22 protein-coding genes and 1 pseudogene are annotated in these 23,711 nt (G+C 60.8%); 8 read left to right on the forward strand and 15 right to left on the reverse strand.

The window, feature by feature from the left end; genetic code table 11:
- Positions 1 to 3 precede the first annotated feature (3 nt).
- From surE to putP, 6 genes are all read right to left on the reverse strand, one after another.
- Positions 4 to 765 carry a 5'/3'-nucleotidase SurE gene (surE, locus tag AB5Y76_RS00060; RefSeq protein WP_005335515.1) on the reverse strand — a complete coding sequence of 254 codons (762 nt, stop codon included), beginning with the start codon at positions 763 to 765 and terminating at the stop codon, positions 4 to 6.
- Positions 746 to 1,804, reverse strand: coding sequence for a tRNA pseudouridine(13) synthase TruD (gene truD, locus AB5Y76_RS00065; protein ID WP_139495473.1), 1,059 nt, complete (start codon positions 1,802 to 1,804; stop codon positions 746 to 748). The genes surE and truD overlap by 20 nt, the downstream gene beginning before the upstream one ends.
- Entirely contained in the window at positions 1,804 to 2,280 is a 477-nt protein-coding gene (gene ispF / locus AB5Y76_RS00070) for a 2-C-methyl-D-erythritol 2,4-cyclodiphosphate synthase (RefSeq protein ID WP_005335518.1), read from the reverse strand. The genes truD and ispF overlap by 1 nt, the downstream gene beginning before the upstream one ends.
- 146 nt (positions 2,281 to 2,426) lie before the next feature.
- Positions 2,427 to 3,119, reverse strand: coding sequence for a 2-C-methyl-D-erythritol 4-phosphate cytidylyltransferase (ispD, locus tag AB5Y76_RS00075; protein ID WP_139495471.1), 693 nt, complete (start codon positions 3,117 to 3,119; stop codon positions 2,427 to 2,429).
- Complete coding sequence (ftsB, locus tag AB5Y76_RS00080) at positions 3,112 to 3,429, reverse strand: cell division protein FtsB (RefSeq protein WP_005335520.1); 318 nt, start codon at positions 3,427 to 3,429, stop codon at positions 3,112 to 3,114. Before ftsB ends, ispD begins: the two co-directional genes overlap by 8 nt.
- A 208-nt stretch (positions 3,430 to 3,637) precedes the next feature.
- Positions 3,638 to 5,155, reverse strand: coding sequence for a sodium/proline symporter PutP (putP, locus tag AB5Y76_RS00085; RefSeq protein ID WP_263719203.1), 1,518 nt, complete (start codon positions 5,153 to 5,155; stop codon positions 3,638 to 3,640).
- A gap of 326 nt (positions 5,156 to 5,481) precedes the next feature.
- Between putP and AB5Y76_RS00090 the strand changes: the two genes are divergently transcribed.
- Positions 5,482 to 6,375: a DUF535 family protein gene (locus AB5Y76_RS00090; protein WP_139495468.1), complete on the forward strand. Its 894-nt coding sequence runs from the start codon at positions 5,482 to 5,484 to the stop codon at positions 6,373 to 6,375.
- A 69-nt stretch (positions 6,376 to 6,444) separates the two neighbouring features.
- On the opposite strand, the gene AB5Y76_RS00095 is transcribed toward AB5Y76_RS00090, so the two are convergent.
- The 8 genes from AB5Y76_RS00095 to AB5Y76_RS00130 form a co-directional block, all read right to left on the reverse strand.
- On the reverse strand, positions 6,445 to 7,371 hold the full coding sequence (locus tag AB5Y76_RS00095) for a L,D-transpeptidase family protein (RefSeq protein WP_005354531.1): 927 nt from the start codon (positions 7,369 to 7,371) through the stop codon (positions 6,445 to 6,447).
- Between the two features lie 187 nt (positions 7,372 to 7,558).
- Entirely contained in the window at positions 7,559 to 8,800 is a 1,242-nt protein-coding gene (locus AB5Y76_RS00100) for a mechanosensitive ion channel family protein (protein WP_213388028.1), read from the reverse strand.
- 143 nt (positions 8,801 to 8,943) lie between these two features.
- Entirely contained in the window at positions 8,944 to 10,143 is a 1,200-nt protein-coding gene (locus AB5Y76_RS00105; RefSeq protein WP_005354534.1) for an acetate kinase, read from the reverse strand.
- A 221-nt stretch (positions 10,144 to 10,364) separates the two neighbouring features.
- Complete coding sequence (locus tag AB5Y76_RS00110; RefSeq protein ID WP_263719202.1) at positions 10,365 to 10,835, reverse strand: YhcH/YjgK/YiaL family protein; 471 nt, start codon at positions 10,833 to 10,835, stop codon at positions 10,365 to 10,367.
- Positions 10,836 to 11,149: 314 nt separating this feature from the next.
- Positions 11,150 to 12,256 (reverse strand): 1-acyl-sn-glycerol-3-phosphate acyltransferase, encoded by a 1,107-nt coding sequence (locus AB5Y76_RS00115; RefSeq protein ID WP_005362790.1) that lies wholly within the window; start codon positions 12,254 to 12,256, stop codon positions 11,150 to 11,152.
- 130 nt (positions 12,257 to 12,386) lie between these two features.
- Positions 12,387 to 13,085: an aspartate/glutamate racemase family protein gene (locus tag AB5Y76_RS00120; RefSeq protein WP_150996143.1), complete on the reverse strand. Its 699-nt coding sequence runs from the start codon at positions 13,083 to 13,085 to the stop codon at positions 12,387 to 12,389.
- 126 nt (positions 13,086 to 13,211) lie between these two features.
- Positions 13,212 to 13,802 (reverse strand): LysE family translocator, encoded by a 591-nt coding sequence (locus tag AB5Y76_RS00125; RefSeq protein ID WP_005335534.1) that lies wholly within the window; start codon positions 13,800 to 13,802, stop codon positions 13,212 to 13,214.
- A 125-nt stretch (positions 13,803 to 13,927) separates the two neighbouring features.
- Positions 13,928 to 14,524, reverse strand: coding sequence for a LysE family translocator (locus tag AB5Y76_RS00130; protein WP_263719201.1), 597 nt, complete (start codon positions 14,522 to 14,524; stop codon positions 13,928 to 13,930).
- 116 nt (positions 14,525 to 14,640) lie between these two features.
- Between AB5Y76_RS00130 and AB5Y76_RS00135 the strand changes: the two genes are divergently transcribed.
- The 3 genes from AB5Y76_RS00135 to AB5Y76_RS00145 all read left to right on the forward strand — a co-directional run bounded on the left by AB5Y76_RS00135 (position 14,641) and on the right by AB5Y76_RS00145 (position 18,369).
- Positions 14,641 to 16,017: a PLP-dependent aminotransferase family protein gene (locus AB5Y76_RS00135; RefSeq protein ID WP_263719200.1), complete on the forward strand. Its 1,377-nt coding sequence runs from the start codon at positions 14,641 to 14,643 to the stop codon at positions 16,015 to 16,017.
- Positions 16,018 to 16,071: 54 nt separating this feature from the next.
- Positions 16,072 to 16,539: a hypothetical protein gene (locus AB5Y76_RS00140; protein ID WP_263719199.1), complete on the forward strand. Its 468-nt coding sequence runs from the start codon at positions 16,072 to 16,074 to the stop codon at positions 16,537 to 16,539.
- A gap of 168 nt (positions 16,540 to 16,707) precedes the next feature.
- Positions 16,708 to 18,369, forward strand: coding sequence for a hypothetical protein (locus tag AB5Y76_RS00145; protein ID WP_263719198.1), 1,662 nt, complete (start codon positions 16,708 to 16,710; stop codon positions 18,367 to 18,369).
- 116 nt (positions 18,370 to 18,485) lie between these two features.
- On the opposite strand, the gene AB5Y76_RS00150 is transcribed toward AB5Y76_RS00145, so the two are convergent.
- On the reverse strand, positions 18,486 to 18,899 hold the full coding sequence (locus tag AB5Y76_RS00150) for a CBS domain-containing protein (RefSeq protein WP_021229522.1): 414 nt from the start codon (positions 18,897 to 18,899) through the stop codon (positions 18,486 to 18,488).
- A gap of 154 nt (positions 18,900 to 19,053) precedes the next feature.
- On the opposite strand from AB5Y76_RS00150, the gene AB5Y76_RS00155 reads away from it, so the two are divergent.
- The 4 genes and pseudogenes from AB5Y76_RS00155 to AB5Y76_RS00170 all read left to right on the forward strand — a co-directional run.
- Positions 19,054 to 20,964 carry an ABC transporter ATP-binding protein gene (locus tag AB5Y76_RS00155; RefSeq protein WP_263719197.1) on the forward strand — a complete coding sequence of 637 codons (1,911 nt, stop codon included), beginning with the start codon at positions 19,054 to 19,056 and terminating at the stop codon, positions 20,962 to 20,964.
- The gene (locus AB5Y76_RS00160) at positions 20,957 to 21,418 is read left to right on the forward strand and encodes a DUF2390 domain-containing protein (protein WP_005343337.1); all 462 of its coding nucleotides are present in this window, start codon (positions 20,957 to 20,959) and stop codon (positions 21,416 to 21,418) included. Before AB5Y76_RS00155 ends, AB5Y76_RS00160 begins: the two co-directional genes overlap by 8 nt.
- Positions 21,412 to 22,266, forward strand: a complete 855-nt coding sequence (locus AB5Y76_RS00165; protein WP_263719196.1) for a 23S rRNA (adenine(2030)-N(6))-methyltransferase RlmJ — start codon at positions 21,412 to 21,414, stop codon at positions 22,264 to 22,266. The genes AB5Y76_RS00160 and AB5Y76_RS00165 overlap by 7 nt, the downstream gene beginning before the upstream one ends.
- Before the next feature lie 912 nt (positions 22,267 to 23,178).
- Positions 23,179 to 23,583 (forward strand): annotated as a pseudogene (locus tag AB5Y76_RS00170) (DUF6602 domain-containing protein); the annotation flags it as partial.
- Between the last annotated feature and the right edge of the window lie 128 nt (positions 23,584 to 23,711).

The following is a 23,711-nucleotide window of genomic DNA, read 5'->3' on the forward strand; positions in this document are numbered from 1 at the left end:
CCCTCATCCCTGCAGATCTAACCAGGCCCCCAGACCGGCGAGACTGTCATAGGCAGTCATATCGATGGTCAGGGGGGTAATCGAGACATAGCCCTGCTCGATGGCGGCAAAATCGGTGCCTTCACCGGCATCCTGCTGGCTACCGGGGGGGCCGATCCAGTAGATGGGCTGGCCACGGGGATCCTCGGTGCAGATCACCGACTCCGCCCGGTGGCGATTGCCAAGGCGGGTGGTCTTGATCCCCTTGATCTGCTCGAGGGGCAAGTCCGGCACGTTGACGTTGAGGATCTGATCGGCAGGCAGGGGGTGTTTCATCAGCCCCTTCACCAGCAGGGCCGCATAGTGGGCCGCCGTGGCGAAGTGGGTCTTGCCCACCAGCGAGATGGCGATGGAGGGGTAGCCAAGATGGCGCCCCTCGGTGGCCGCGGCGACTGTGCCCGAATAGATGACATCATCCCCCAGGTTGGCACCGTGGTTGATGCCGGCCACCACCATGTCGGGTTCAGGGCGCACCAGCTCGTTGACCGCCAGATGCACGCAGTCGGTCGGCGTGCCCTTCACCGCATAGCTCTCGCACCCATTAAAGCCGTTTTCTGCAATGCGGGTAACCCGCAGCGGTACTTCCAGCGTCAGGGAGTGACTCGCGCCGCTGCGGTTACGATCCGGCGCCACCACAATGACCTCGCCGCAGGCGCGCAGCGCCTCGCTGAGGGCACGAATCCCCTCAGCATGCACACCATCATCATTACTGACCAGAATTCGCATCGGTCTGATTCCTGAAACCGTGATCGGCCTCTTCGGCCTGCATTAACTCGCGCACCACGCTGGTGGCAAACGCGCCCGCCGGCAGGAAGAAGGAGAGGGTCAGCGCCTCGCCGTCCAGCTGCCAGCTCATCTGCTCCGGCTTGAGCAGCAGGGGACGCCTGTCCTGATCCAGCCCGGCTTTCTCCAGCCCGTCACACCAATCGCTGTAAGGGGCCAGCACGCCCTGTTCGAACTCGGCAGCGGCACCCTGACTGGCCAGACGGCCACGGCCCCACTGGGGCGCGGTGAGCTGCACATCGCCGGAGGCGAGACGCGCTTCCAGCTCGGGGGTCACGCTCTCTTCGCTGAAGATGGAGTGGCTACCCTTGAGCATCACGCAATCACCGGCCAGCAGCTGATGGGCCAGCCCCTGTTCGATACGGGCGCTGACGATGGCGTTGAACAGCATGCTGCGGGCGGCAGAGAGGTAGAGGGAGCGCTTGTTGCGATCCTTGATCCGCTTGCCGGCAAACATCGCCTTGGCCGCTTCCAGGTTGTTGCCATCGCGGCCAAAACGCTGCTCACCATAGTAATTGGGCACGCCCTGAGTGGCGATGGCCTGCAGGCGCGCTTCCAGCCCGTCGGCCTGTTCCAGATCGGTGAGACGCAGGGTGAAGTGGTTGCCCTTGAGGTAGCCAACCCGCAATTTGCGGTTGTGACGTCTGGCTTGCAGGATCTGGATGCTGTCGCTCTCGATGACCGACAAGTCCGGCTCGGCCTTGCCTGGCAGGTGAATGCCAAACCACTGCTCGGTCACCGCGTGGCGATCCTTCAGGCCCGCCCAGGTCACCGCATTGCGGTTGACCCCAGCCGCATCGGCCAGCAGACCCGCTACCCAGGCGGTGTTCTCGCCGGTTTTGCGCACCCGGACGAAGATGTGCTCCCCTTCCCCGCAGGGCTCGAAGCCGAGATCTTCATTCACCACGAAGTCGGCGGCCTCGGCCTTGAGGATACCGCGGGCGGTGGGCGCCCCGTGCAGATAGGCAAGTTGTTCCAGCATTATTGTTTCACCAGTAGGACGACGGCTTCGGTGGCGATCCCTTCCTTGCGCCCCGTAAACCCAAGCTGTTCGGTGGTGGTCGCCTTGACGTTCACACGGTTCAAATCACATTGCAGATCGGCGGCCAGCACGGCGCACATGGCGTCGATATGGGGCGCCATTTTGGGGGCCTGGGCGATGATGGTCACATCCAGGTTGCCGATGGCATACCCTGCCTTCTGTACCCGGGCAAAGACATCACGCAGCAGAATGCGACTGTCGATCCCCTTGAACTCGGCAGCGGTATCGGGGAAGTGGCGACCGATGTCACCGGCACCGATTGCCCCCAGCAGGGCATCACTCACCGCGTGCAACACCACATCGCCGTCGGAGTGGGCAACCAGCCCCTGCTCGTAGGGAACCGGCACGCCACCCAGCATGCAGGGGCCAACACCACCAAATTTATGGACATCAAAACCATGACCAATGCGCATCATCAGCGGCAACCTCCCAACATGCTGAAACCAACCCCATCAATTTTGTGTACGTCCACACCATGTCCAATCCGGATCATGCTAACTCCTTGTTCGGGCCTGTTTGTTCGAGACGCTCTGCTCTGAACGGTCTGTTCTGACTGAGGGGCTTATGCCTGCTGGCTTAAAAACAGCCCCGCCAGCGACAAATCTTCCGGCCGGGTCACTTTGATATTGTCGGCGCGCCCCTCCACCATCCGCACCGTGAATCCGGCCCGCTCCATGGCGGAGGCCTCGTCGGTGATGGTGGCGCCCAGCAGCAACCCCTCTTCCAGTGCCCGCTTCAGGGCACGGGTCGGGAACATCTGCGGCGTCAGGGCATGCCAGAGCTGCTCGCGCTCGACGGTGGCGATGATATTGCCCTCCCCATCGGAGCGTTTCATGGTATCGCGCACCCGACTGCCGAGAATGGCGCCGCCACAGCCCATGGCCGCGACAATCAGCGCATCGAGATCGCCGTGAGTCAGGCAGGGACGGGCCGCATCATGCACCAGCACCCACTCCCCTTGCGCCACATGGAGACCATTGAGGACGGAAAAGGCGCGCTCGGCGCCTCCCTCTACCCGCACAATTCGCAGGTCGGCCGCCACGGGCAGGGCCTCGAACCAGTGATCATGGGGCGCCAGCGCCACGATCACCTGGGCGATGGCCGGGTGGGAGAGCAGCCGCTCCAGGGTATGTTCGAGAATGGTTTTACCCGCCAGTTGCAGGTACTGCTTGGGGCAATCGGCCCCCATCCGGCTGCCGATACCGGCGGCAGGGACGATCGCCGTCAGGCCGGATACCCGGCTGGCATCAGTCATCGTAGGGCTCATCGTCCGGCGCTGTCTCTTTGTCTTTCTCTTTGGGGATGATCCGGTAGAAGGTCTCCCCCTGCTTGATGTAACCCAGATCGTTGCGCGACAACTCCTCGATGGCCTCGAGGCCAGAGGTGAGATCATCTATCTCGCGGTAAATGAGGTCGTTACGATCCTTGAGAGTCTGGTTGTCCCGCTGTTGCTGCGAGATGGCCTCCGACAGGTTCTGATAATCGGATAGCCCGTTCTTCCCCAGCCAGAGGTCATATTGCAGTCCCCCCAGCAGGAGGATCAGGATCAGGGTGAATAGCCGCATGCACTAGGTCTCCTTCAGGCGGCCTAGTGTCCCATATTCGGTGCCAAGACAAAAGAAAGCGAGCACCCGGGAGCCACCGGCCGAACATAAAAAAGTGCCCAAGAGTGAATCAGATAGCACAAAGCCCCGCCAAACCGGTGCAAGGATGGCCAACCAGGGCGCTCCTTATCCGGGGGCGGGGCTCTCAATCAGAAAGCGGTAAGGGGGATCAGTTCACCACGACCGGCTCTCCCGCGAGCTCGGCCGGCGTGTTGTACTCCTCCTCGGCATCGCGGAAACGCTCCAGCATCGCTTTTGAGGGCGCTTCGCCCAGCAGACTGCCCACCACGATGGCCAGCAGCGCAAACAGGAAGCCCGGGATGATCTCATACAGCCCCAGCCAGCCGAACTGCTTCCAGACGATGACGGTGATGGCTCCGACCAGCATGCCGGCCAGCGCGCCGTTGCGGGTCATTCGCGGCCACAGCACGGAGAGCAGCACCACGGGACCAAAGGCGGCACCGAAACCGGCCCAGGCGTAGCTCACCAGCCCCAGCACCCGGTTTTCCGGATTCATGGCAACGGCGATGGCAATCACCGCGATCAGCAGCACCATCAGGCGACCCACCCACACCAGCTCACGCTGGGAGGCGTTCTTGCGCAGGAAGGGCTTGTAGAGATCCTCGGTAATGGCGCTGGAGCAGACCAGTAGTTGACAACTTAGAGTGCTCATCACCGCCGCCAGAATGGCGGAGAGCAGCACACCGGCGATCCAGGGGTTGAACAGGATCTTGGAGAGCTCGATAAAGACCCGCTCCGGGTTGCCGGTCACTCCTGCCGCCACTTCCGGGAAGCGGGCGAAGTAGGCCAGCCCGAAGAAGCCGATGGCCACCGCGCCTGCGAGGCAGAACACCATCCAGGTCATGCTGATACGGCGGGCATTGGCCATGGAGTGGTGGGAATCGGCCGCCATGAAGCGGGCCAGAATGTGTGGCTGACCGAAGTAGCCAAGCCCCCACGCCATCAGGGAGATGATGGCGATAACGTCCAGATTCTTGAACATGTCGAGGTTGGTGGCGCTCTTGGCGGCCACCTCGATCATGGCGCTATCCACCCCGCCGACGGCGATGATGACGAAGACCGGGGTCAGGATCAGGGCAAAGATCATCAGGGTCGCCTGCACCGTGTCGGTCCAGCTCACCGCGAGGAAGCCGCCGAAAAAGGTGTAGGTGATGGTGGCAGCGGCACCGACCCAGAGGGCGGTGTTGTAATCCATGCCGAAGGTGCTCTCGAACAAACGGGCACCGGCCACCACGCCGGAGGCGCAATAGATGGTGAAGAACAGCAGGATCACCAGCGCCGAGAGGATACGCAGCACCTTGCTGTGATCTTCAAAGCGATAAGTGAAGTAGTCTGGCAGGGTCAGGGCATTGCGGTTCTTCTCGGTATGTACCCGCAGACGACCCGCTACCCAGCGCCAGTTGAGGTAGGCACCGATCACCAGACCGATGGCGATCCAGCTCTCGGAGATGCCGCTGACGAAGACGGCGCCGGGCAGGCCCATCAGCAGCCAGCCGCTCATGTCGGAGGCGCCGGCGGAGAGGGCGGTGACCCAGCTCCCCATCCGGCGGCCGCCCAGAATGTAGTCATCAAAGTTGCGGGTGGCGTGATAGGCGACGAAGCCGATCAACACCATTCCGAGGATATACACCAGGAAGGTGATTAACATGGGTGTGCTAGCTGTCATGCAAAACTCCGTTTTGTGTCATTTTCTGCCCGCTCTGGTGACGGGCTCATCCCTAAAAAACCGGCCTAGCTTAATCAGCCGTTCGCGCCAGCTCAACCACTTTTAACAAACACAAAACACAATAAAAACCTTTGCGCATCAAATCATCTGCCGCATCAAGAGGATGGCGCCAGATTTCCTGCCGTTGCCGTGATGGTCATCTCGCAGCGCCAGCCGCTACTGAGCGTTATGTTTTCACATTTTGTTACTATCCATTTTTTTACAAGCCAGCGCCCCGCTCCTACACTCCCCGCCCTGTCTCATTACACCAGTCAGAGGTCGGCACCATGTCATCTCATCTGTCACACCTGCGAACCCTCGCCCGCCACCTTCACCCGGTGGAGGAGTCGGGTCATCTCATCCGACGGGCCAAGTATGTGGGGCGTCTCTGGCTCAATCCCGGCGCCCGCGCCCTCTATCGCCAGCAGCAGGAGCAACCGCTGCTGGCGCAGGCGATCAGCCGCTTCCCCGATATTCTGGAAAAGCCGATCCACCCCTATCGCCACAAGGGGCTCCGCAAGCGCCTGCGAGCCGGGCTTATCAGCGGCCACTACCAGCAGCTGGCACGTCAGCTGCCCAAGGCGCAACAACTGGCAATCTACAGCGGGCGCGGCCTGCTGCTGGCCCAGTGGCAGAGCGACAAGCTGACGACCCCCCTCACCCTGCAACTGGATTACCAAACCCACATGGGCAAAGAGGGGGAGATGAGCCTGACCCTCAAGCTGGGTGACGCGGCGCTCTATTACATGGCCCTCAATCTGCGCCCCGCGCCGAACCCGACCCTCGAGATCTGTTCGCTGCAGGGCGGCAAGGGGCAGAGCGAGGAGATCAAGCAGGTCACCAAGGCGTGCGGCGGGCTGCGCCCCATGTCCCTGCTGGTGTATATGGCCGCCGAGCTGGCCCGGGGGCTGGCGTGCAAGAGCCTGCTCGGGATCCGCACCCAAAGCCACGTCTATCAGAGCAGCAAGCGCACTGCCGATCGGGTCAAGTTCGACCTCGACGGCTTGTGGCAGGAGCATCAGGGCAGCGTGCAGGATGAACTCTGGATGAGCCTGCCGCTGGAGGTGCCCCGCAAGACGCTGGAGGAGATCCCCTCCCGCAAGCGGGCTAGCTACAAGGCGCGCTATCAGCTGCTCGACCAGATCGGCAGCGAGCTGCAGGCAAATCTGCTGCGAAACTGAGTCAACCTAGCAGAAACACAAAGGGCGAACAGCATGCTGTTCGCCCTTTGTCGTGACGGGGATTTGCCCTTAGCGGTTGATCGCCATCGGCATGCCGTTGCGCTGCTCCAGCGCCTGCTTCACCAGTTGGGAGTCGCTGTCGGCGTGGGCAATGAAGCGGGTCACCGCCGGGGTCATCGGCAGCGGTGCCGGCAGCTTGGAGTTGAACTCCTCTTCGCTGCGCGACAGCGGCTGATGCACTTCCAGATAGCGGACACCGTTGGGCTCGAGAGAGGCCTTGATCGGCTGGTTGACGAACTGGACGCGAGTACCGACCGGTACCTGCTTGAACAGGTAGGCGATGTCGTCGTTGCGCAGACGCACACAGCCGTGGCTCACCCGCAGGCCGATGCCGAAGTTGGCGTTGGTACCGTGGATGGCGTACATCTTTCCGATGTAGAGGGCAAACAGACCCATGGGGTTGTCCGGGCCGGCCGGCCATACCGCAGGCAGGCTCTCGCCACGGGCGGCATATTCGGCATGCATCTTGGCGGTCGGGGTCCAGGTCGGGCCCGCTTTCTTGCGCTGCACGCTGGTCACCCAGTTTTCCGGGGTGTCGGTGCCGAGCTGGCCGATGCCGATGGGCAGCACTTCCACCACTTTTTTACCCTTGGGGTAGTAGTAGAGGCGCATCTCGGCCACGTTCAGCACGATCCCTTCACGGGGTGCATCCGGCAGGATCAGCTGCTGGGGGATCACCAGCTTCTCGCCGGTCTGTACCAGCAGGGGATCCGCATCGGGGTTGGCTTCGGTCATGTTGGTCAGCCCCAGCTGGAATTTGGCCGCAATGGCCTCCAACGGCTGGCCGTTTTCTTCGGCCGGAACCACGTATTCCAGATTTTCCCCTACCAGACGGCTGTTGGCCGCAGGCAGAGCATATTCAACAGCGAAAACCGGCGCAGCGGTCAGCAGCAGGCTGTAGCAGAGTGTTGCCACACTATTGCGAAGGAGCTTCATAACTTTCCCATGATGATGACTTGAAGTGACGTCTCTGGGCTGGCAGCTGATCAAGAGGGGATCAGGGGCGCGAAGAGAAGGCCGCCATTTTTCTCCTCTGCACGGCAAATTTCAACTGACAAGTGGCGACGGGTCGATGATTAATATGCGGTTTTTTCCGCGTCCTCGACCCGCCCCATTTCCCTGTTTATCCCCGTTGCCAGGCACGCATATCGTAACCTGTGGGAGATTGATGCAACCGCAGATGAAATTGCTCAATGATGGCGAAGATATGGTCGAAAATATCGGCCTGGATCCCTTCGTAATCGGCCCATGCCGTTGTCGCGGTAAAGCAGTAAATTTCCAGCGGCAAACCGTCTGACGTGGGTGCCAGCTGGCGCACCATCAGGGTCATGTCCTTGCGAATGCCGGGGTGGGCACGCAGGTAGGCATCCAGATAGGCGCGCAGGGTACCGAGGTTGGTGAGGTGACGACCGTTGATGGGGCAGCTCAGGGCATCGCTCAGCTGCTGATTGTAGGCACTCAGCTCCTGCTCCTTGCGGCTCAGATAGGGAGCCAGCAGTTGCGCCTGTTTGAGCTGCAACTGCTCATCGGCCGTCAGAAAACGCACGCTGGTCATGTCGATATTGACGCTGCGCTTGATGCGGCGGCCGCCCGACTCGGTCATCCCCTGCCAGTTCTTGAAAGAGTCGGAGATCAGGGCATAGGTAGGAATGGTGGTGATGGTCTTGTCCCAGTTCGATACCTTGACCGTGGTAAGCCCGATGTCGGTCACTTCGCCATCGGCGCCGTACTTGTCCATCTGCAGCCAGTCACCGACGCTCAGCATCCGGTTGGCGGAGAGCTGGATCCCCGCCACCAGCCCGAGGATGGGGTCTTTGAACACCAGCATCAGCACTGCGGTCATGGCACCCAGACCGCTGAACAGGAACAGCGGCGACTTGCCGAGCAGCAGGGCGATCATCAGGATGCCCACCAGAATGCTGCCTACCAGCTTGGCCCCCTGGAAGATGCCGCGCAGGGGCAAATCCCGACCAAGGCGGGTGTAACGGCTCACCGACAAAACGCAGTCGAGCAGGGCGAAGAAAGCCAGCAGCAGGAACAGCAAGATCCAGAGCTGGGCCACCATCTCGATAAGCTTGAGGCTATCCGATTGGCGGGGCAGCCAGATCTCCGCCTGACCAAGCAGCACGGCCCCTTGCAGCACGAAGGCGAGCCGGTTGAAGAGGCGCTGTTGCAGCTGGGGCGGCAGCCACACCTGCTTGGCCTTGCCGAGGATCCCCACCAGCCGGACCAGCAGCACCCGGTGCAGCGCCATGTGCAGCAGCAACGAGGTGATGACGATAAAGCCCAGCGCGATCACCAGCGCCATCAGGCTGGTCACTTCCACCCCAAGGCCCGACAACCAGTTAAAAAACGCCTCTTTCATTGCTATCTCCCGAACCGGGCAGCCCGCTGGCTGCAAAAACAGTGGTGGTCAGGGTACCGCTCCCCTCCCCCATGTCAAATCGGCGTACGCCAGAAATGACAACGCCCGGCACCGGCCGGGCGTTGTTTCAAAGCGAGGCTGACTTAGCAGACCAGGCTCAGGGCATCGCGGGCGATGACCAGCTCTTCGTTGGTCGGGATCACCATGGCGCAACGGCTGTCGGCGGTGGTGATGCGACCTTCGCCACCCAGTACCGCGGCGTTGTTGGCCTCTTTGTCCACCTTGAAGCCGAACAGAGCCAGGCGGTTCAGCACCATCTCGCGCACCATGGCGGCGTTCTCACCGATACCACCGGTGAAGACCACGGCGTCCAGACGACCGTCCATCGCAGCGGCATAGGCGCCGACATACTTGGCCACACGGTAGGTGAAGACATCCAGCGCGCGCTTGGCACCGGCGTCAGTAGCGTAGTTGGTAGTGACGTAGCGGCAATCGCTGCTCGCTTCGGTCATCCCCAGCAGACCGGACTCACGGGTCAGGGTGTGGTTGATCTGCTCCACGCTGTAACCGAGCTGGTCGTGCATGAAGAAGACCACGGCCGGATCGATATCACCGGAGCGGGTACCCATCGCCAGACCTTCCAGCGGAGTCAGACCCATGGAGGTGTCTACGGATTCGCCGTTCTTGATGGCGCAGACAGAGGCACCGTTACCCAGGTGGCAGTTGATGATGTTCAGTTCATTCAACGGCTTGCCCAGCTCTTTTGCGGCTTCTTCCGCAATGTAGCGGTGAGAAGTACCGTGAGCACCGTAACGACGGATGCCGTGTTCGCGGTAGAGCTTGTGCGGCAGCGCATAGAGGTATGCCTCTTGCGGCAGGGTCTGATGGAAAGCGGTGTCGAACACGGCCACGTTCTTCTCGGACAGCTGCGGGAACACTTTCAGCGCGGCGCGAATACCGATGAGGTGGGCCGGGTTGTGCAGCGGGGCGAACGGAATGGCGGCTTCGATACCGGCGATCACGCCGTCATCGATACGTACGGAGCGGGAGAACTGCTCGCCACCGTGTACGATTCGGTGACCGATGGCCACCAGTTGCTCGGCAAGAGTCGGATCCTGCGGCAGGATGTGACCCACGATATGGTCGAGGGCCTCCTGGTGAGCGGCACCCGCTCCCAGCATGGCTTCGCCCTTGACCCCGTGGAGTTTCCATTTGATACGTGCATCATCCAGATTGAAGCATTCGGCCAGGCCGGACAGCATGTCCTCACCTGTTTCGGCGTCCATTACGGCAAATTTCAGGGAAGAGCTACCGCAGTTAAGGATCAATACCAACTTGCTCATTTTCTACATCTTCCTGTGCTTCGGCTTTATGCCGACAGTGTCGTGTCATCCAAAAGAGGATGGGATTCCCCTGCCGGGGGCTTATGGTCGCAGGAGGGTGCGTCCAATTTTTCAATTCTTGCTCTTGAAAGAGTCATCGCAACTTGTGGTGCGTATCACTGGTTTCTATGCTTGCGAGCCTCAACGCATCAGCTGCGCAGGGCTCGCCTCAATGGGAATGCTCAGGCGATAGCCAGCAAATCCTTGTGTACCTTGACCACCAGCTTCTTCACCTTGGCGGGCTGGTTGAAGGTACAGAGCGGGCGGTGCAGCTCGCCCGGCCAGAAGATGGCGAAATCGCCCGGTTGCAGCGCCAGATAGCTGGTCTGCTCGTCCTCGACAAACCAGAGGTCGGGATGGGGATGGTCGGCGCCGTCGCTCACGTAGTCCTGGGGGCCCACACCTATCCACTCTTCACCGCGCAGCAGCAACTGGATATCGAGATACTGCTGATGGAATTCGCCACGGCGATCCGCGGCTGGCTCGGTCAGATCTTCGCTCACCAGACAGAACAGATTGAGGCCATCGATCTCGGTCTTGCCGAGCGGAGCGTCACCCCAGTGCGCCACGCTCTTCACCACCTCGGCCATAATGCGGGCCAGCGGGGCGGGCAGCGGCGTCCGCTGCAGGGTGTTCAGGCTACCGGTGATCATGGCGTCTGTTTCCTGTTAGGTATATCGGGGCGGCATCTTTTCCTACCAATGAAAAAGGACCTGTGACAGGTCCTTCAATAATGCCGTCTGCAATCCGTGCAAACCGGTTTAGAGCTTTTGCTCATGTTCAGCTATATGGGCACTGTTACACACTCGTCAGCACCTTGCCAAGAGACATAATCCCATTTTCATAGTGATCGTACCAGCTGAAACCATATTATTCACCACCCTTTCCTCCTCGACTTTGACCAGACGCAAAAACGGGCGCATCAGCGCCCGTTTTTTTCGCAAAACCGTTTAACAACCGGTTTCATTCAAGCCTTTTTGGCGTTTTCTACCGGTTTGGCGTACATGGCACGCCAGATCGCCTTGTGCTCTTCCGGCACCTCTGACTGACGGGTCAGGAAGGCCGCCTGCTCGATGGTATTGGCCTTGCCGGAGACATCTGCCGCCAGATAGTTGCTGGGGAAGAGGTGGTAACTGCTCCAGATCGCCTTGTCGATCAGCGCGGCCAGTTCGTCCGGATCGCTGAAGCCCTCGGTAATCGGAGCACCGAAGGAGACGTGTACCCGCCCCTTCATGCCGACGATACCGGCGACGATACTCTCGATATCCTCGAACTCGCCCTTCTCGTAGCTGCCGTTGACCGACTTCTCGTAGAGCTCGCGCGCCTTCGCCTTGTCGGTCGGGTCCAGCTCGTAGCTGATGCTGACCGGCACGATATTGAGGCTGCGCATGTAGTCGACGAAGTCGATCTTCTGCTTCTTGCCGTCGACGTAGAACATCTTGAGGATGGCGGGATCTGTCTTATCATCGCCATTCTTGGCGCGCCCTTCCTTCTGGGCAATCCAGATGGAGTGACCTTCGTGAACCGAGTTGCCAATATAGGCAGACAGCTCGCCGAGCGCCTTCATCATCTCCCGCGGCCCCTTGGCGGAGCGTTTGACGATAAAGCTCTTGTTGAGCTTCATCAGCTCGGTGGCGCAGGGTTTGCGCAGCAGGTTGTCACCGATGGCGATGCGCACGGTATCGAAACCGTGGGTGTGCAGCCCCCAGTTGACGAACGCCGGATCCATGGCGATGTCTCTGTGGTTGGAGACAAACAGATAGCCCTGCTCTTTCTTCAGATGCTCGATCCCGGAGAAGGTCACCCCCTTGGTGGAGGTGGCGATCATGCGGGACATGTACCGGGTGACCCCCATCTGGACCTGATGCACAGTGGTCACTTTTGACCATTTGCGGCGCAGGAACAGGCGGATCATCGGGCGGATGGCCCAACCCAGCCAGCTCATCAGGGAACCGAAACGATACTTGGCGATGGCGCCGATAAATTCATCATCCTGGATCAGCCGTTCGATGGCTGCAGGCACTTCTTCATCGCGGTAGGGGCGAATATCCGCGAATCTATCTACTTCAGTCACAATGTCAGCCTTGCATGCTAGGAAACCGCAGCCAACCCGCGTTGGCCGGGGAAAATTCAGGGCGCAATTTTACACGCTTTTATGGCAAGGGGTATGAGACAAGCATGAATAGTGAGATCTGACCAGTTTATTAATCGGATGCCAGTGCCAGCGCGACCGCCGCTTCGGCATGGATGGCAGTGGTGTCGTAGAGCGGCACCGCCGCCCGGGCATCGCCCACCAGCAGGGCAATCTCGGTGCAGCCGAGGATCACCGCCTCGGCACCCGCGGCCGCCAGCCCCGCGATAATGGCCAGATACTCGGCCCGCGACGATTCGCGGATCTCCCCCAGACAGAGCTCGTCATAGATGATCCTGTGTACCCGCTCCCGCCCGGCCTCATCGGGTACCAGCACCGCCAACCCGAAGCGCTCCTGCAAGCGCCCCTTGTAAAAATCCTGCTCCATGGTGAAGCGAGTGCCGAGCAGGCCGACCCGGGTTATCCCGTCCGCCTGCAATTTGGCCGCGGTAGCATCGGCGATATGGAGCAGCGGGATATCGATGGCCGCCTCAATCTCGGGGGCAACCTTGTGCATGGTGTTGGTGCCGATCAGCAAGAAATCGGCGCCGCCATCCTGCAACTTGCGCGCCTCCGCCGCCAGCAGGCGGGCGGTAGCGGGCCAGTCACCGGCATGCTGCAACCTCTCGATACCGGCAAAGTCGACGCTATTGAGCAGCACCCGCGCCGAGTGCAAACCGCCGAGCTGTGCCCGCACCCCACGGTTGAGCGCCTGATAGTAACTCACAGTGGACTCCCAGCTCATGCCACCCAGCAGACCGATACATTTCATAGGAACTCCTTTCATCCCAAGTGAGGGCAGAACCACGCCACCTTGCAGGCAAGGCCACGCGGACGAGATAAAAAAGGCCCCGCAGGGCCAACAAGACAGCCGGTAAAGGCCCGGGTCAACCCCGGGCTAAATCCAGATCATCCCGACACAGGCGGCCGTCGCCAGCCCCATGCCGAGATTGAAACGCCGCCAGCCCCGGGCGGTGCGGATGATTTGCCGCACCTGGGCACCAAAAAGCACCCAGAACGCCCCGGTGTAGAGGCCGGTAATAAAGAAGATCACCAACACCCAGAGCGCGGAGGGCCAGTAAGCCTCCCCCGCCAGGGTGAAACCGCTGATGGCGGAGAGCGCCATCATCCACGCCTTGGGATTGAGCAGTTGCAGCATGGCCCCCTGATGGGCGGGAATGAGCGGACGGTTGCCCTCGGCCGGGCCGCTGGCGGTCGCCACCTTCCACGCCAGCCAGAGCAGATAGGCCGAGCCGATAAGCTTGAGGCCGTCGTGCAGCAGCGGCACCTTCTCGAACACCACGCCAAGCCCCAGCGCGGTAGCGAGGATCATCAGATTGATCCCCCCGACCACCCCAACCAGCAGGGGAATCGTGCGGCGAAAACCCTGCGCAGCCCCGGCGCTGGTGAGCAACATATTGTTGGGCCCCGGCGTGCCGCAGGTAACCAGGGCAAACCCCGCCAGGGGCAGTAACCAGTTCAGATCCATCTCAACCTCTTGTCGATGCAACGCCCCCGTTATGGGGAAAGCCTTCTAATATGCAGAGCCAACCCCTTGGCGACAAGTCAGAAATGCCTCTTTCTAGGCCACCTCTCCCATCAGCGCAGCACGGCTCAATACCAGAGCATGACTACGCAGAGCGCCGTCAGCAGACCGAGGGACCCGTTGAGCCGCCGCCAGCCCCGATCCGAGCTTATCCAGTTGCTCAGCTGATGGCCGAACAGTACCCAGACAAAGCAGACCGGCAGGGCCACCAACACAAACATGACCATCACTGCCAGCTGACTCGGCCAGTAACTGGCGCCGGGCAGGCTGAACAGACTGATGGCGGAGATCCCCATCATCCACGCCTTGGGATTGAGGAACTGAAAGCCCAGCCCCTCCAACATGGTTAGCGGACGGGCCTTCCTGGCCGGATCCCCCGGCGCCCCGGCCACCGCGATACGCCACGCCAACCACAGCAGATAGAGGCTGCCGAAGATCTGCAAACCGAGCCGTAGCAGGGGCCAGCGCTCGAACAGCGGATAAAGCCCCAGCGCCAGCACCAGTTGCAACACCGGCTGCCCCAGCCCCACCCCGAGCAGATGTGGCAGGGTGCGGCGCACCCCGAAGTTGGCGCCGGAGGCCGTCAGCATCAGGTTGTTGGGCCCCGGCGTACCGCAGGTGAGTACGGCAAAACCGAACAGGGTGACATACCACTCCATCGTCATATTGTGACTCCTTGCTTGCCACATTGTATCGATACAATGCGTACTATTTGGTTGTTATCAGGTTGAAATTCACGCTATATTGACAACAATTTTTGATCAATGGATTTATTGTCACCATGACAATCTGGACGCCCGACCTTGCGGCCTTCGATGGCCCCCTCTACCTCAAACTGGTCAAAGCGATCGAACAGGGGATCGTGAATGGCGAGCTGCCACCGCAGACCCGATTGCCAACCCACCGATCCCTGGCAGATCGTCTGGGTGTCACCGTCGGCACAGTCACCCGCGCCTACAGCGAGGCGGAGCGGCGCGGCCTGCTGGCCGCCCGGGTGGGCCACGGCACCTGGGTCAAGGGAGTGAACACGGATCCCGCCAATGAGTGGGTGATCCGCCAGGAGGAGGGGCACCGCATCGAGCTGTGGCAGAACCTGCCGGTACAGCTGGATCGGGCGGCCATCATTCGCCCCATGTTGGGGGAAGTGGCGGACGGGGATCTCAACGCCCTGCTCGGCTATGACAAGGAGGCGGGACAACCGGATCAGCGCCAGCAGTTCGTCAACTGGCTGGCGGAGCAAGGGGTGGCCTGCAGTGAGGATCGCCTGCTGTTCAGCCACGGCGCCCAGCACGGCATCATGCTGGCGCTGCTGGCGACCGGCAGCGTGGGGGAGACCATCCTGTGCGAGGGGCTGAGCTACCCCGGCATGCTGGGCAACGCTCGCCAACTGAAGAATCAGGTGGTGGGACTGGCGATGGATGAGGAGGGGCTGCTGCCCGAGGCGCTGGACGCCGCCTGCCGTACCCGCCGGGCCAAGCTGCTCTACCTCACGCCGACCCTGCAAAACCCTACCACCGCCATCATGAGTCTGGCGCGGCGGGAGGCCATCGTCGCCATCGCCCGTCGCCACGATCTGCTGATCATCGAGGATGACGTCAACGGTCTGCTGCCACAGCAACCTGTGATCCCTCTGGTCAATCTGGCGCCGGAGCGGGTCATCTATCTGGGCAGTCTGGCCAAGATCGCCTGCGGCGGCCTGCGGGTCGGCTTCGTGCTCACGCCCCCCGCACTGCGCAGCGCCTTCGCCCAGACCATGCGGCTGTCGAGCTGGATGGTGAGCCCGCTGCTGATCGAGCTCGCCTGCAAAATGGTCAGTCAGCGCCAGATCATGCCGCTGGTCGAGCAGCAGCGGGAGATCCTCAAGCGCCGTGGCGAACTGCTGCGCCACCTGCTGCCTGCCGCTCGCTGGCAGCCGGGCAGCATGCACGCCTGGCTACCGCTGCCGGAGCCCTGGCGCAGCCAGCAGTTTGCCGCTGCCGCCGATGCACTTGACGTTGGTGTGGCGAGCGGGGAACACTTCGCCGCCGGTCAGTTTGCCGCTCCGCAAGGGGTACGCCTGAGCCTGAGCCAGCCCGCCACCGACGCCCGGGTCGGCGAAGGGCTGGCCCGTCTGGCCCAACTGCTGCAGGGGACGCCCCCCAGCAATCCCCTGCTATAGTCAGGGCCAGCCGACCTGAGCTTCACACTTCATCGTCATAGCCAAGGAGATGCCGTGCCCCCCATCAGAGCCGCCCTGCTGTTTGCCACCCTGTTGCTGGGCGGCTGCGCCTCGTCAACGACCCACCAGCAGCTGGGGGCCGCGCTCAATGGGCTGGAAGGGGAGTTGCAACGGCTGGAAGAGGAGCTGGCGGCCATGAACGGCCTGCACTATCAAAAGGCGATCGATGCACCGCTCAGTTTGCGCCGTGCACTCGGGGTGCCGCAGCCCACCCCAGAGGGGCTGGTGCCGGTGACCAGCAAGCTGGAGGATGGGCCACTCCTGCGCTATCAATACCGACTGCCTGCAGGGATGGCGAGCCTACCCCAGGACAACCTCTGCCAGCGCTACGAGTTCGAGCTGCGCCATCTGGGCCGCCTCGGCAAACTGGAATTAAGCTGGCTGGGGGAACAGGGCAAGGGGTCGCGGCTGATCCGCCAGAGCGACTGCCCCTTCGGGGCGCAGGCCCGCCCTCGGCAGTAACAGGTTGCCGCCCTGAGATGTGGCATAACCGATTGAAATAACAGCCCATAGTGCGCCCTCCAGCACCCTGCTGGCTACTGTCAGCTTTTCACTCAGCGAGTGCTGTGCCTATGTTCCTCTTGGGTCTACCATAATCAACCTAATGGTTTGCTCACAGGAAGTACCTGCATGACGATACTGCTGCTCGAAGAGGATCCCCTGCTCCGTAGCGCCATCACCCGGGAACTGACCGAACAGGGGGTGCCCGCCGACCGGATCCACTACCACAGCCATCCAAACCACGAGCGCAGTGGCCTGCTGGCCCTGCTGCAACAGCACGCCTTCGACGCCATCATCTGTCAGCAGGACAAGCAGCAGGATCTTGACGGAGCCCGGCTGCTGCACGAAGCGCACTATCTCGGCCTGCTGCAACCCGGTTGTGTATTGCTGCTGCTCGATGCCGATCAGAGCGAGCAGGAGTTTCTCCCCTCGGATCTCTACTTCTCCCTCTATCTGCCCCTCCCCTTCATGACCCAACAGCTCACCGCGGTGCTCGGCCAGCTGGTGAAGTTAAGCAACCTGACCCGCACGCTGGCCGCCCCCATTCTGCTGCGGGAGTGGCAACTTGCTACCGCCCTCTGTGAAGACTTGTTGTTTCAACGGGAGAATCGCTCGTTGACCTCCTGGCTGGATCGACTCAAGGGCTACCTGCTGCTGCAATCAGCCGAGCGGATCACTGCCGCCCAGCACTATGCCCTCTGTGCCAACGAGTATCAGGCGAGCTGGCCAAGGGCCGGGCTCTTCTACGCCATGCTGGGGCTCGGCAAATTGCAGAGCGCCCAGACCGACTTGCAGCGCCATCAGGCCAGCGTCTCGATGGCCACCCGGCTGGAGCTGCAACTCGCCAGCCAGCTGCATCAGCATCACTGGCTGGCGGCGTGGGAGACCATGGGAGAGCTGCTGCAGATCCGCCCCCATCAACCGCGCTGGCATCAGCTGGCGATGTTGCTCGGGCTGGTGCTGCAGGATGAGGAGAAGGTGCTGGAGCAGGCCAACAGCCTGACCCTGCGCCACTTCAGCGAGCAGCGCGTCCGGCTCGCCATCGACAGCTTCATGCTCAATGCCAGTCTGGCGGTGCTGTGGCACGCCCCCTCCAGCAACCGGATCCGCTCCCTGCAACAGGAGTGGGAGCACCTCAAGCGCACCGTCCACCTGCAACCCCACGAATATGAGCTGCTGCAAGCGTTGATGCTGGGGCTGGATTACCGCTTTGACGAGGCTCTGATCCTGATTGCCCACCACCAGCCGGATGAGGGGAGCGACAACCACCTCACCCTGCTGCTCGGCTTTGCGGTCAGCCAGTTCTGCGGTTTGCCCCACCACGCCCAGCGCTACCTGACCCAACTGACCCAATACCGCGTCAGGGTGGCGCCCCACCCGCTCACCCGCCAGCTGTTCCACCATCTGGTGGCCGAGCTGGGCCAGCGCCTGACGGCGAGAGAGCAGAGGCTGAGCGAACTGCGCCAACTGCGCCACAAGGCGATGCAGGCCAGCCAGTATCAGACAGCCCTGCAAGCGGGTTTGCAGCTGCTGGAGGAGTTCCCCGCCCTGCCGGGCGATGCCTGGCAACTGCTGGAGCTGCTGCAACACTGCTGGCCTGCGGGTATGGCCGCTCCCAGGGTGGCGCTGCTGGTCGATACCCTGGAGCGGCGCCTCAAGCACAGCCCCGCGTTTCTCGATCAACATGCCCAGCAGTACCAGCGCACCCTGCAGGAGATCCGCACTCATCTTCAGCCGCACCTCTCCGACAGCGGCCCCTCCTGCCTTGTCGCAGGGCAGCCCGAGCCATGATGATGCTGGCGGCGTGCAAACCGGCATTGTCGGCAAAGCCAATATAGAGAGAGGGGAGCCTTGGCTCCCCTCTCTCTATATTGGTTCTCTATCAGCTAGTGGCGATAAGCGTCGGCTCAAACCAGCGCGTCACTCTCCAACGCCGCCTTGAGAAAATCCTTCCAGCTGATGATGCCGACCAGGGCGCCATTCTCCAGCACCGGCAGGCAGGAGACCCCCTTCTCCAGCATCAGCTTGACGCCGTCGCGCACGGTGAGATGGGGAGCGATGGTAACGGGGTGGCGGCTCATGATCTGATGGGCCCGCTTGGTGAGGGTTTCGGTATCACGGCTCATCTCGGCTTCGGAGTCGAGATAGGGGCTGATGGCGCGGAACAGATCCCGATCCGAGATGACCCCCACCAGCTCACCCTCCTCCAGTACCAGCAGGTGGCGAAAGTGAGCCTGCTCGAAGATATCCTTGATGACACTGAGTCGATCATCCATTGAAACGGTGGCGACCCGGGTCGTCATAATATCCCTGATATGCATGCTAACCTCCCGTTACCAAACTGGTTTCTCTGTTATGGCATGTTTTTGCAGCGCCAGCCAGTGGCCAGCCCTTCGCTACAGTGCAAATCAGCGTCATTTCACGTAAGATCCGCGCCAGTTTTTCTCCTCCATTTTGAGCAAGCAGATCCCACCCATGATAGTTGCCAGTCAAATCGAACTGATCCGCGGCGGCCGCAAGCTGCTGGACAACGCCTCCGCCACCATTCACCCCGGCCACAAAGTGGGTCTGGTGGGCAAAAACGGCTGTGGCAAGTCCACCTTTTTTGCACTGGTACGGGGCGAGCTGGCCATCGACAGCGGCACCTTCAGCCTGCCCACTGGCTGGCAGATCGCAGGCGTCGCGCAGGAGACCCCGGCGCTCGACTGCTCCGCGCTCGAGTATGTGATCGACGGCGACAAGGAGTTCCGCTCGCTGGAAGCCCAGCTGGCGCAAGCCGAGCAGGATGACAATGGGTTGCTGGTAGCCGAGCTGCACGGTCGCCTCGATACCATCGGCGCCTACAGCATTCGCGCCCGCGCCGCCGAGCTGCTGCACGGCCTCGGTTTCAGCGACGAGCAGCTGAGCTCGCCGGTGCGCAGCTTCTCCGGTGGCTGGCGCATGCGTCTGAACCTCGCCCAGGCGCTGCTCTGCCGCTCCGATCTGCTGCTGCTCGATGAACCGACCAACCACCTGGATCTCGATGCGGTGATCTGGCTGGAGAAGTGGCTCAAGGGCTATCAGGGCACGCTGGTGCTCATCTCTCACGACCGCGATTTCCTCGATTCGGTCATCAGCCGCATCATCCATATCGAGAACGGCAAGCTCAACGAATACACCGGCGGCTACTCCGACTTCGAACTGCAGCGCGCCGAACAGCTGGCCCAGCAGCAGTCGATGTACGAGAAGCAGCAGCGGGAGATGTCCCACATGCAGGCGTATGTGGATCGCTTCCGCTACAAGGCCTCCAAAGCCCGTCAGGCACAGAGCCGCCTCAAGGCGATGGAGCGGATGGAGAAGATCCTGCCCGCCCACGCCGACTCCGAATTCAGCTTCGAGTTTCGCGAGCCGTCGGCCCTGCCGACCCCGCTCATCGCTATGGAAAACCTCTCTGCCGGTTACGGTGACAAGGTGATCCTGGAGAAGATCAAACTCAATCTGGTACCGGGTTCGCGCATCGGTCTGCTCGGTCGCAACGGCGCCGGTAAGTCCACCTTTATCAAGATGCTGTCGGGCTCCAACCCGCCGCTGTCGGGCAAGCTCGAAGTGAGCGCCGGGGTGAGCATCGGCTACTTCGCTCAGCATCAGCTGGAGACCCTGCGTCTCGACGATTCCCCGCTCGATCATCTGGCCCGCCTCGCGCCGGACAAGACCGAGCAGGAGCTGCGCAACTATCTGGGCAGCTTCGGTTTTCACGGTGACAAGGCGCTCGACAAAGTGGCGCCCTTTTCCGGTGGCGAAAAAGCGCGGCTGGTGCTGGCGCTGATCACCTGGCAAAAGCCGAACCTCCTGCTGCTGGATGAACCGACCAACCACCTGGATCTGGAGATGCGCCACGCCCTCACCATGGCGCTGCAAGGCTTCGAAGGCGCCATGGTAGTGGTCTCCCACGACCGTCACCTGCTGCGCACCACCACAGATGACTTCTATCTGGTGCACGGTGGCCGGGTCGAGCCGTTCGACGGCGATCTGGACGACTACCACAAGTGGCTCGGCGAGCAGGAGAAAGAGGCCAACGCCAAACCGGCGGATAGCCCGGTCTCTGCCAACTCGGCGGTAGCGCGCAAGGATCAGAAGCGGCGCGAGGCGGAGTTCCGCCAGCAAACCCGTCCCCTGCGCCAGAAGCTGGAAAAGCTCGAAGCGAGCATGGAGAAGCTGCAGGGCAAGCTGGCCGACATCGAGAGCCAGCTGGCCGACCCCGCCATCTACGAAGAGAGCGCTAAAACCAAGCTCTCCGAGCTGCTCAAATCCCAGGGCCCCCTCAAGGAGCAGCTGGAAGAGGTGGAGCTGGAGTGGATGAGCCTCTCCGAAGAGCTGGAAACCATGGAGCAAGCCTTCTTTGCGTGACGAACAGCTGATGGCCAGCGAGCGGGTCGCAGTCCACGAATTGCCGACGCCGATCGGCTTCTGGCACTGGAGCGGCAAGGTCTATGGTGAGCGCAGCCAGGATTGGCTCACCGTGCAGGAACAGGGGGGCAACGTCAATCTGGCGCTGCTGCTGCACCGGCTCGATCAACTCGGCATCGTGGTTGATCTCACCGACCTGCAACCGGCGCTGGTGCAGACCGAGGCGGTGCTGACCCCGTGGCGCGCCCTGCGCCAAAGCGCCAAGACGCGACTCGACGAGCAGCAGTATCAGTCGATGCTGGCCCACGAGCTGGAGCTGGAGCGGCTGCAACAGGGCGTCCTGTTGCAGACCCTGCGCAGCCTCTCCCTGTTTCGCGGCAACAGCCGCAATTTGTTGAACTATCTATCGTTACTGGGTGCCCAGCAGGGCCCCCTCAGAGATCTAATATGCTGAGCTACCGCCACGCCTTTCACGCCGGCAACCATGCCGATGTGCTGAAACATGCCGTTCAGGCCCTGATCATCGAGTCCCTCAAGAAGAAGGAGAAACCCTTCATCGTGCTGGACACCCATGCCGGTGGCGGTCTCTACGACCTGCGCGGCGACTGGTCCCAGAAGAAGGCCGAGTATGCCGATGGCATCGGCCGCCTGTGGGACGAGCGGGCCCAGTGGTCTGCCATGGCCCCCTATCTCGGCGTCATCGAAGAGATGAACAGCGATGGCCAGCTGCACTACTACCCCGGCTCGCCGGAGCTCTCCCGCCGCCTCACCCGCGAGCAGGACAAGCTGGCGCTGATGGAGCTGCACAACAACGAGGTCGAAGATCTGCGCGCCAACATGGGCTATGACCCCCGCGTCGCCGTGCACCACCGTGACGGCTTCGAGGGGCTGATCGCCCTACTGCCGCCGACCCCGCGCCGCGGGCTGGTGCTCATCGACCCGCCCTATGAGCTCAAGGAAGATTACTTCGCCGTGGTCGACACCCTGAAAAAAGCGCAGAAACGCTGGGCGACCGGCATCTACGCCCTCTGGTATCCGATCCTCGGGCAGGAAGCGGACAAATCCCGCGACATGCTGCGCGCCATCAAGCGCGAGAACTTCGGCAACGTGCTGGTGGCCGAGCTGGAAGTGGCCGGTCAGACTGCCGACTGGGGCATGAACGGTTCAGGCATGCTGATCATCAGCCCGCCCTGGATGCTGGAAGAGCAGATTGAAGCCTTCTTGAAGCCCCTCTGCGCCAAGCTGGCGCAAGGTGCAGGCGCCCAGTACAAGGTGGAGTGGCTCAACAAGGCCGCAGAGTAGGCCCGCACCAGCTCACTCCGGCGCCCGGCCAAGGCGCCAGCAAGTCGCTCACCCAAGCCGTTCACAGTGGCGGCATGGCCAGCAAAGAGAAGCCCCGTTCAGGGGCTTCTTGTTTTTTACCTGCCAGCGCTTTTACCCACTAACTGCTTTCCTCACCAATGGCAGCACCCGCTCCATCTGCACACCAGATCAGTCGTTATTGACTAATTAGCCGATCCAGATCAGAAATCGGCCATCTGGTCCTTTCCCTCCGCCTACCCGCCGCTAATATACCCGATTGGCAACAAAGCCTCGTAGGAGTCACCCCATGAGCCATGCCAAGCCCATTCGTTGGTTAAACGCAGCAGACTGGAGGCTGAAATTCAGGGGCGGTAGCCATGCCAGATGGAATGGATAAGCGAGGGTTGCCTACGACCCACTCAACATGGTGACGGCCCCATTTTTATTTCTGACCTGCTCATGCTGGCGTAATCTGGCGGCGCTTGCCAAGAGTGCGCTGAGCACTGATTTTTCACACAGTAGTAACGGTGGTGCAAAAAGAGGAAGTCAAGCGAATACGCCCAGCATGCGAAGAAAGCTGATGACGTTATGATTTAATGGTTGTTTTTACTTGGCGGCAATGAAAATGTTACGGAGTTATATGGAATGCTCTGCTAACGGATTAATGCTGCCTTCTATCTAATCACTGTTAGCCGGCTTGTCATAGAATAGGTACCTTAAATGACCATATATCAAGACTTTTTTAGGGCAAAAGTGATTGGAGCAATCACTGAAGCTAAAGCTGCGAGCAAGCTGACACATCAAGGTGTAAAGGGGACAGTGTTAGAGATTCTGACTTCCAAATTATTTCGGCCGCTATTGCCAGCAGATATCGGTGTGGGAACTGGATAGGTTGTTGAACAAGCAACGGGGAAAATGTCGAATCAGATTGACATTATACTTTATGACAAATCCATATTGCCTCCGGTGTTGTTTGATGAAACTACAGGTATTTTCCCAATTGAAGCTGCTTTATACGTAATTGAAGTGAAATCAAAACTGACAATGAAAGATCTAAGAGTTGCTCATGACAGCGCTTCTTTTTTGGAAACATTTGGCTTTCTGCCAGTTTTTTTTGACCAGAATGGCCAAGCAATTCAAACGCCAGCGGTAAGTCCAATTAGTGTTCTATTTGGTCTTGATAGTACATTAACCGGCAGCCGAATTTCGGAAGCTAAGCGATATAAAGGGTACTATGGGGAGATAAATCGGTCTAGTATAAAAGCTATTTTCATTGCAGGAAAAGGTTATACGTGGATGGAAGGGTTTGAGTTTTGAAAGCACTTTCCTGCGTCAGATGATTATGATGAAATACTAAATAACTGTTCCGAATAGTAGATCACTGGAGGAAGGGAACTCAGTCCAGTTTGTGCGATCTGATTAGTCGCCAAACAAAACAAGCCACA

The sequence above is a fragment of the Aeromonas sp. R1-2 genome (assembly GCF_040908505.1).
Lineage (GTDB): Bacteria > Pseudomonadota > Gammaproteobacteria > Enterobacterales > Aeromonadaceae > Aeromonas > Aeromonas veronii.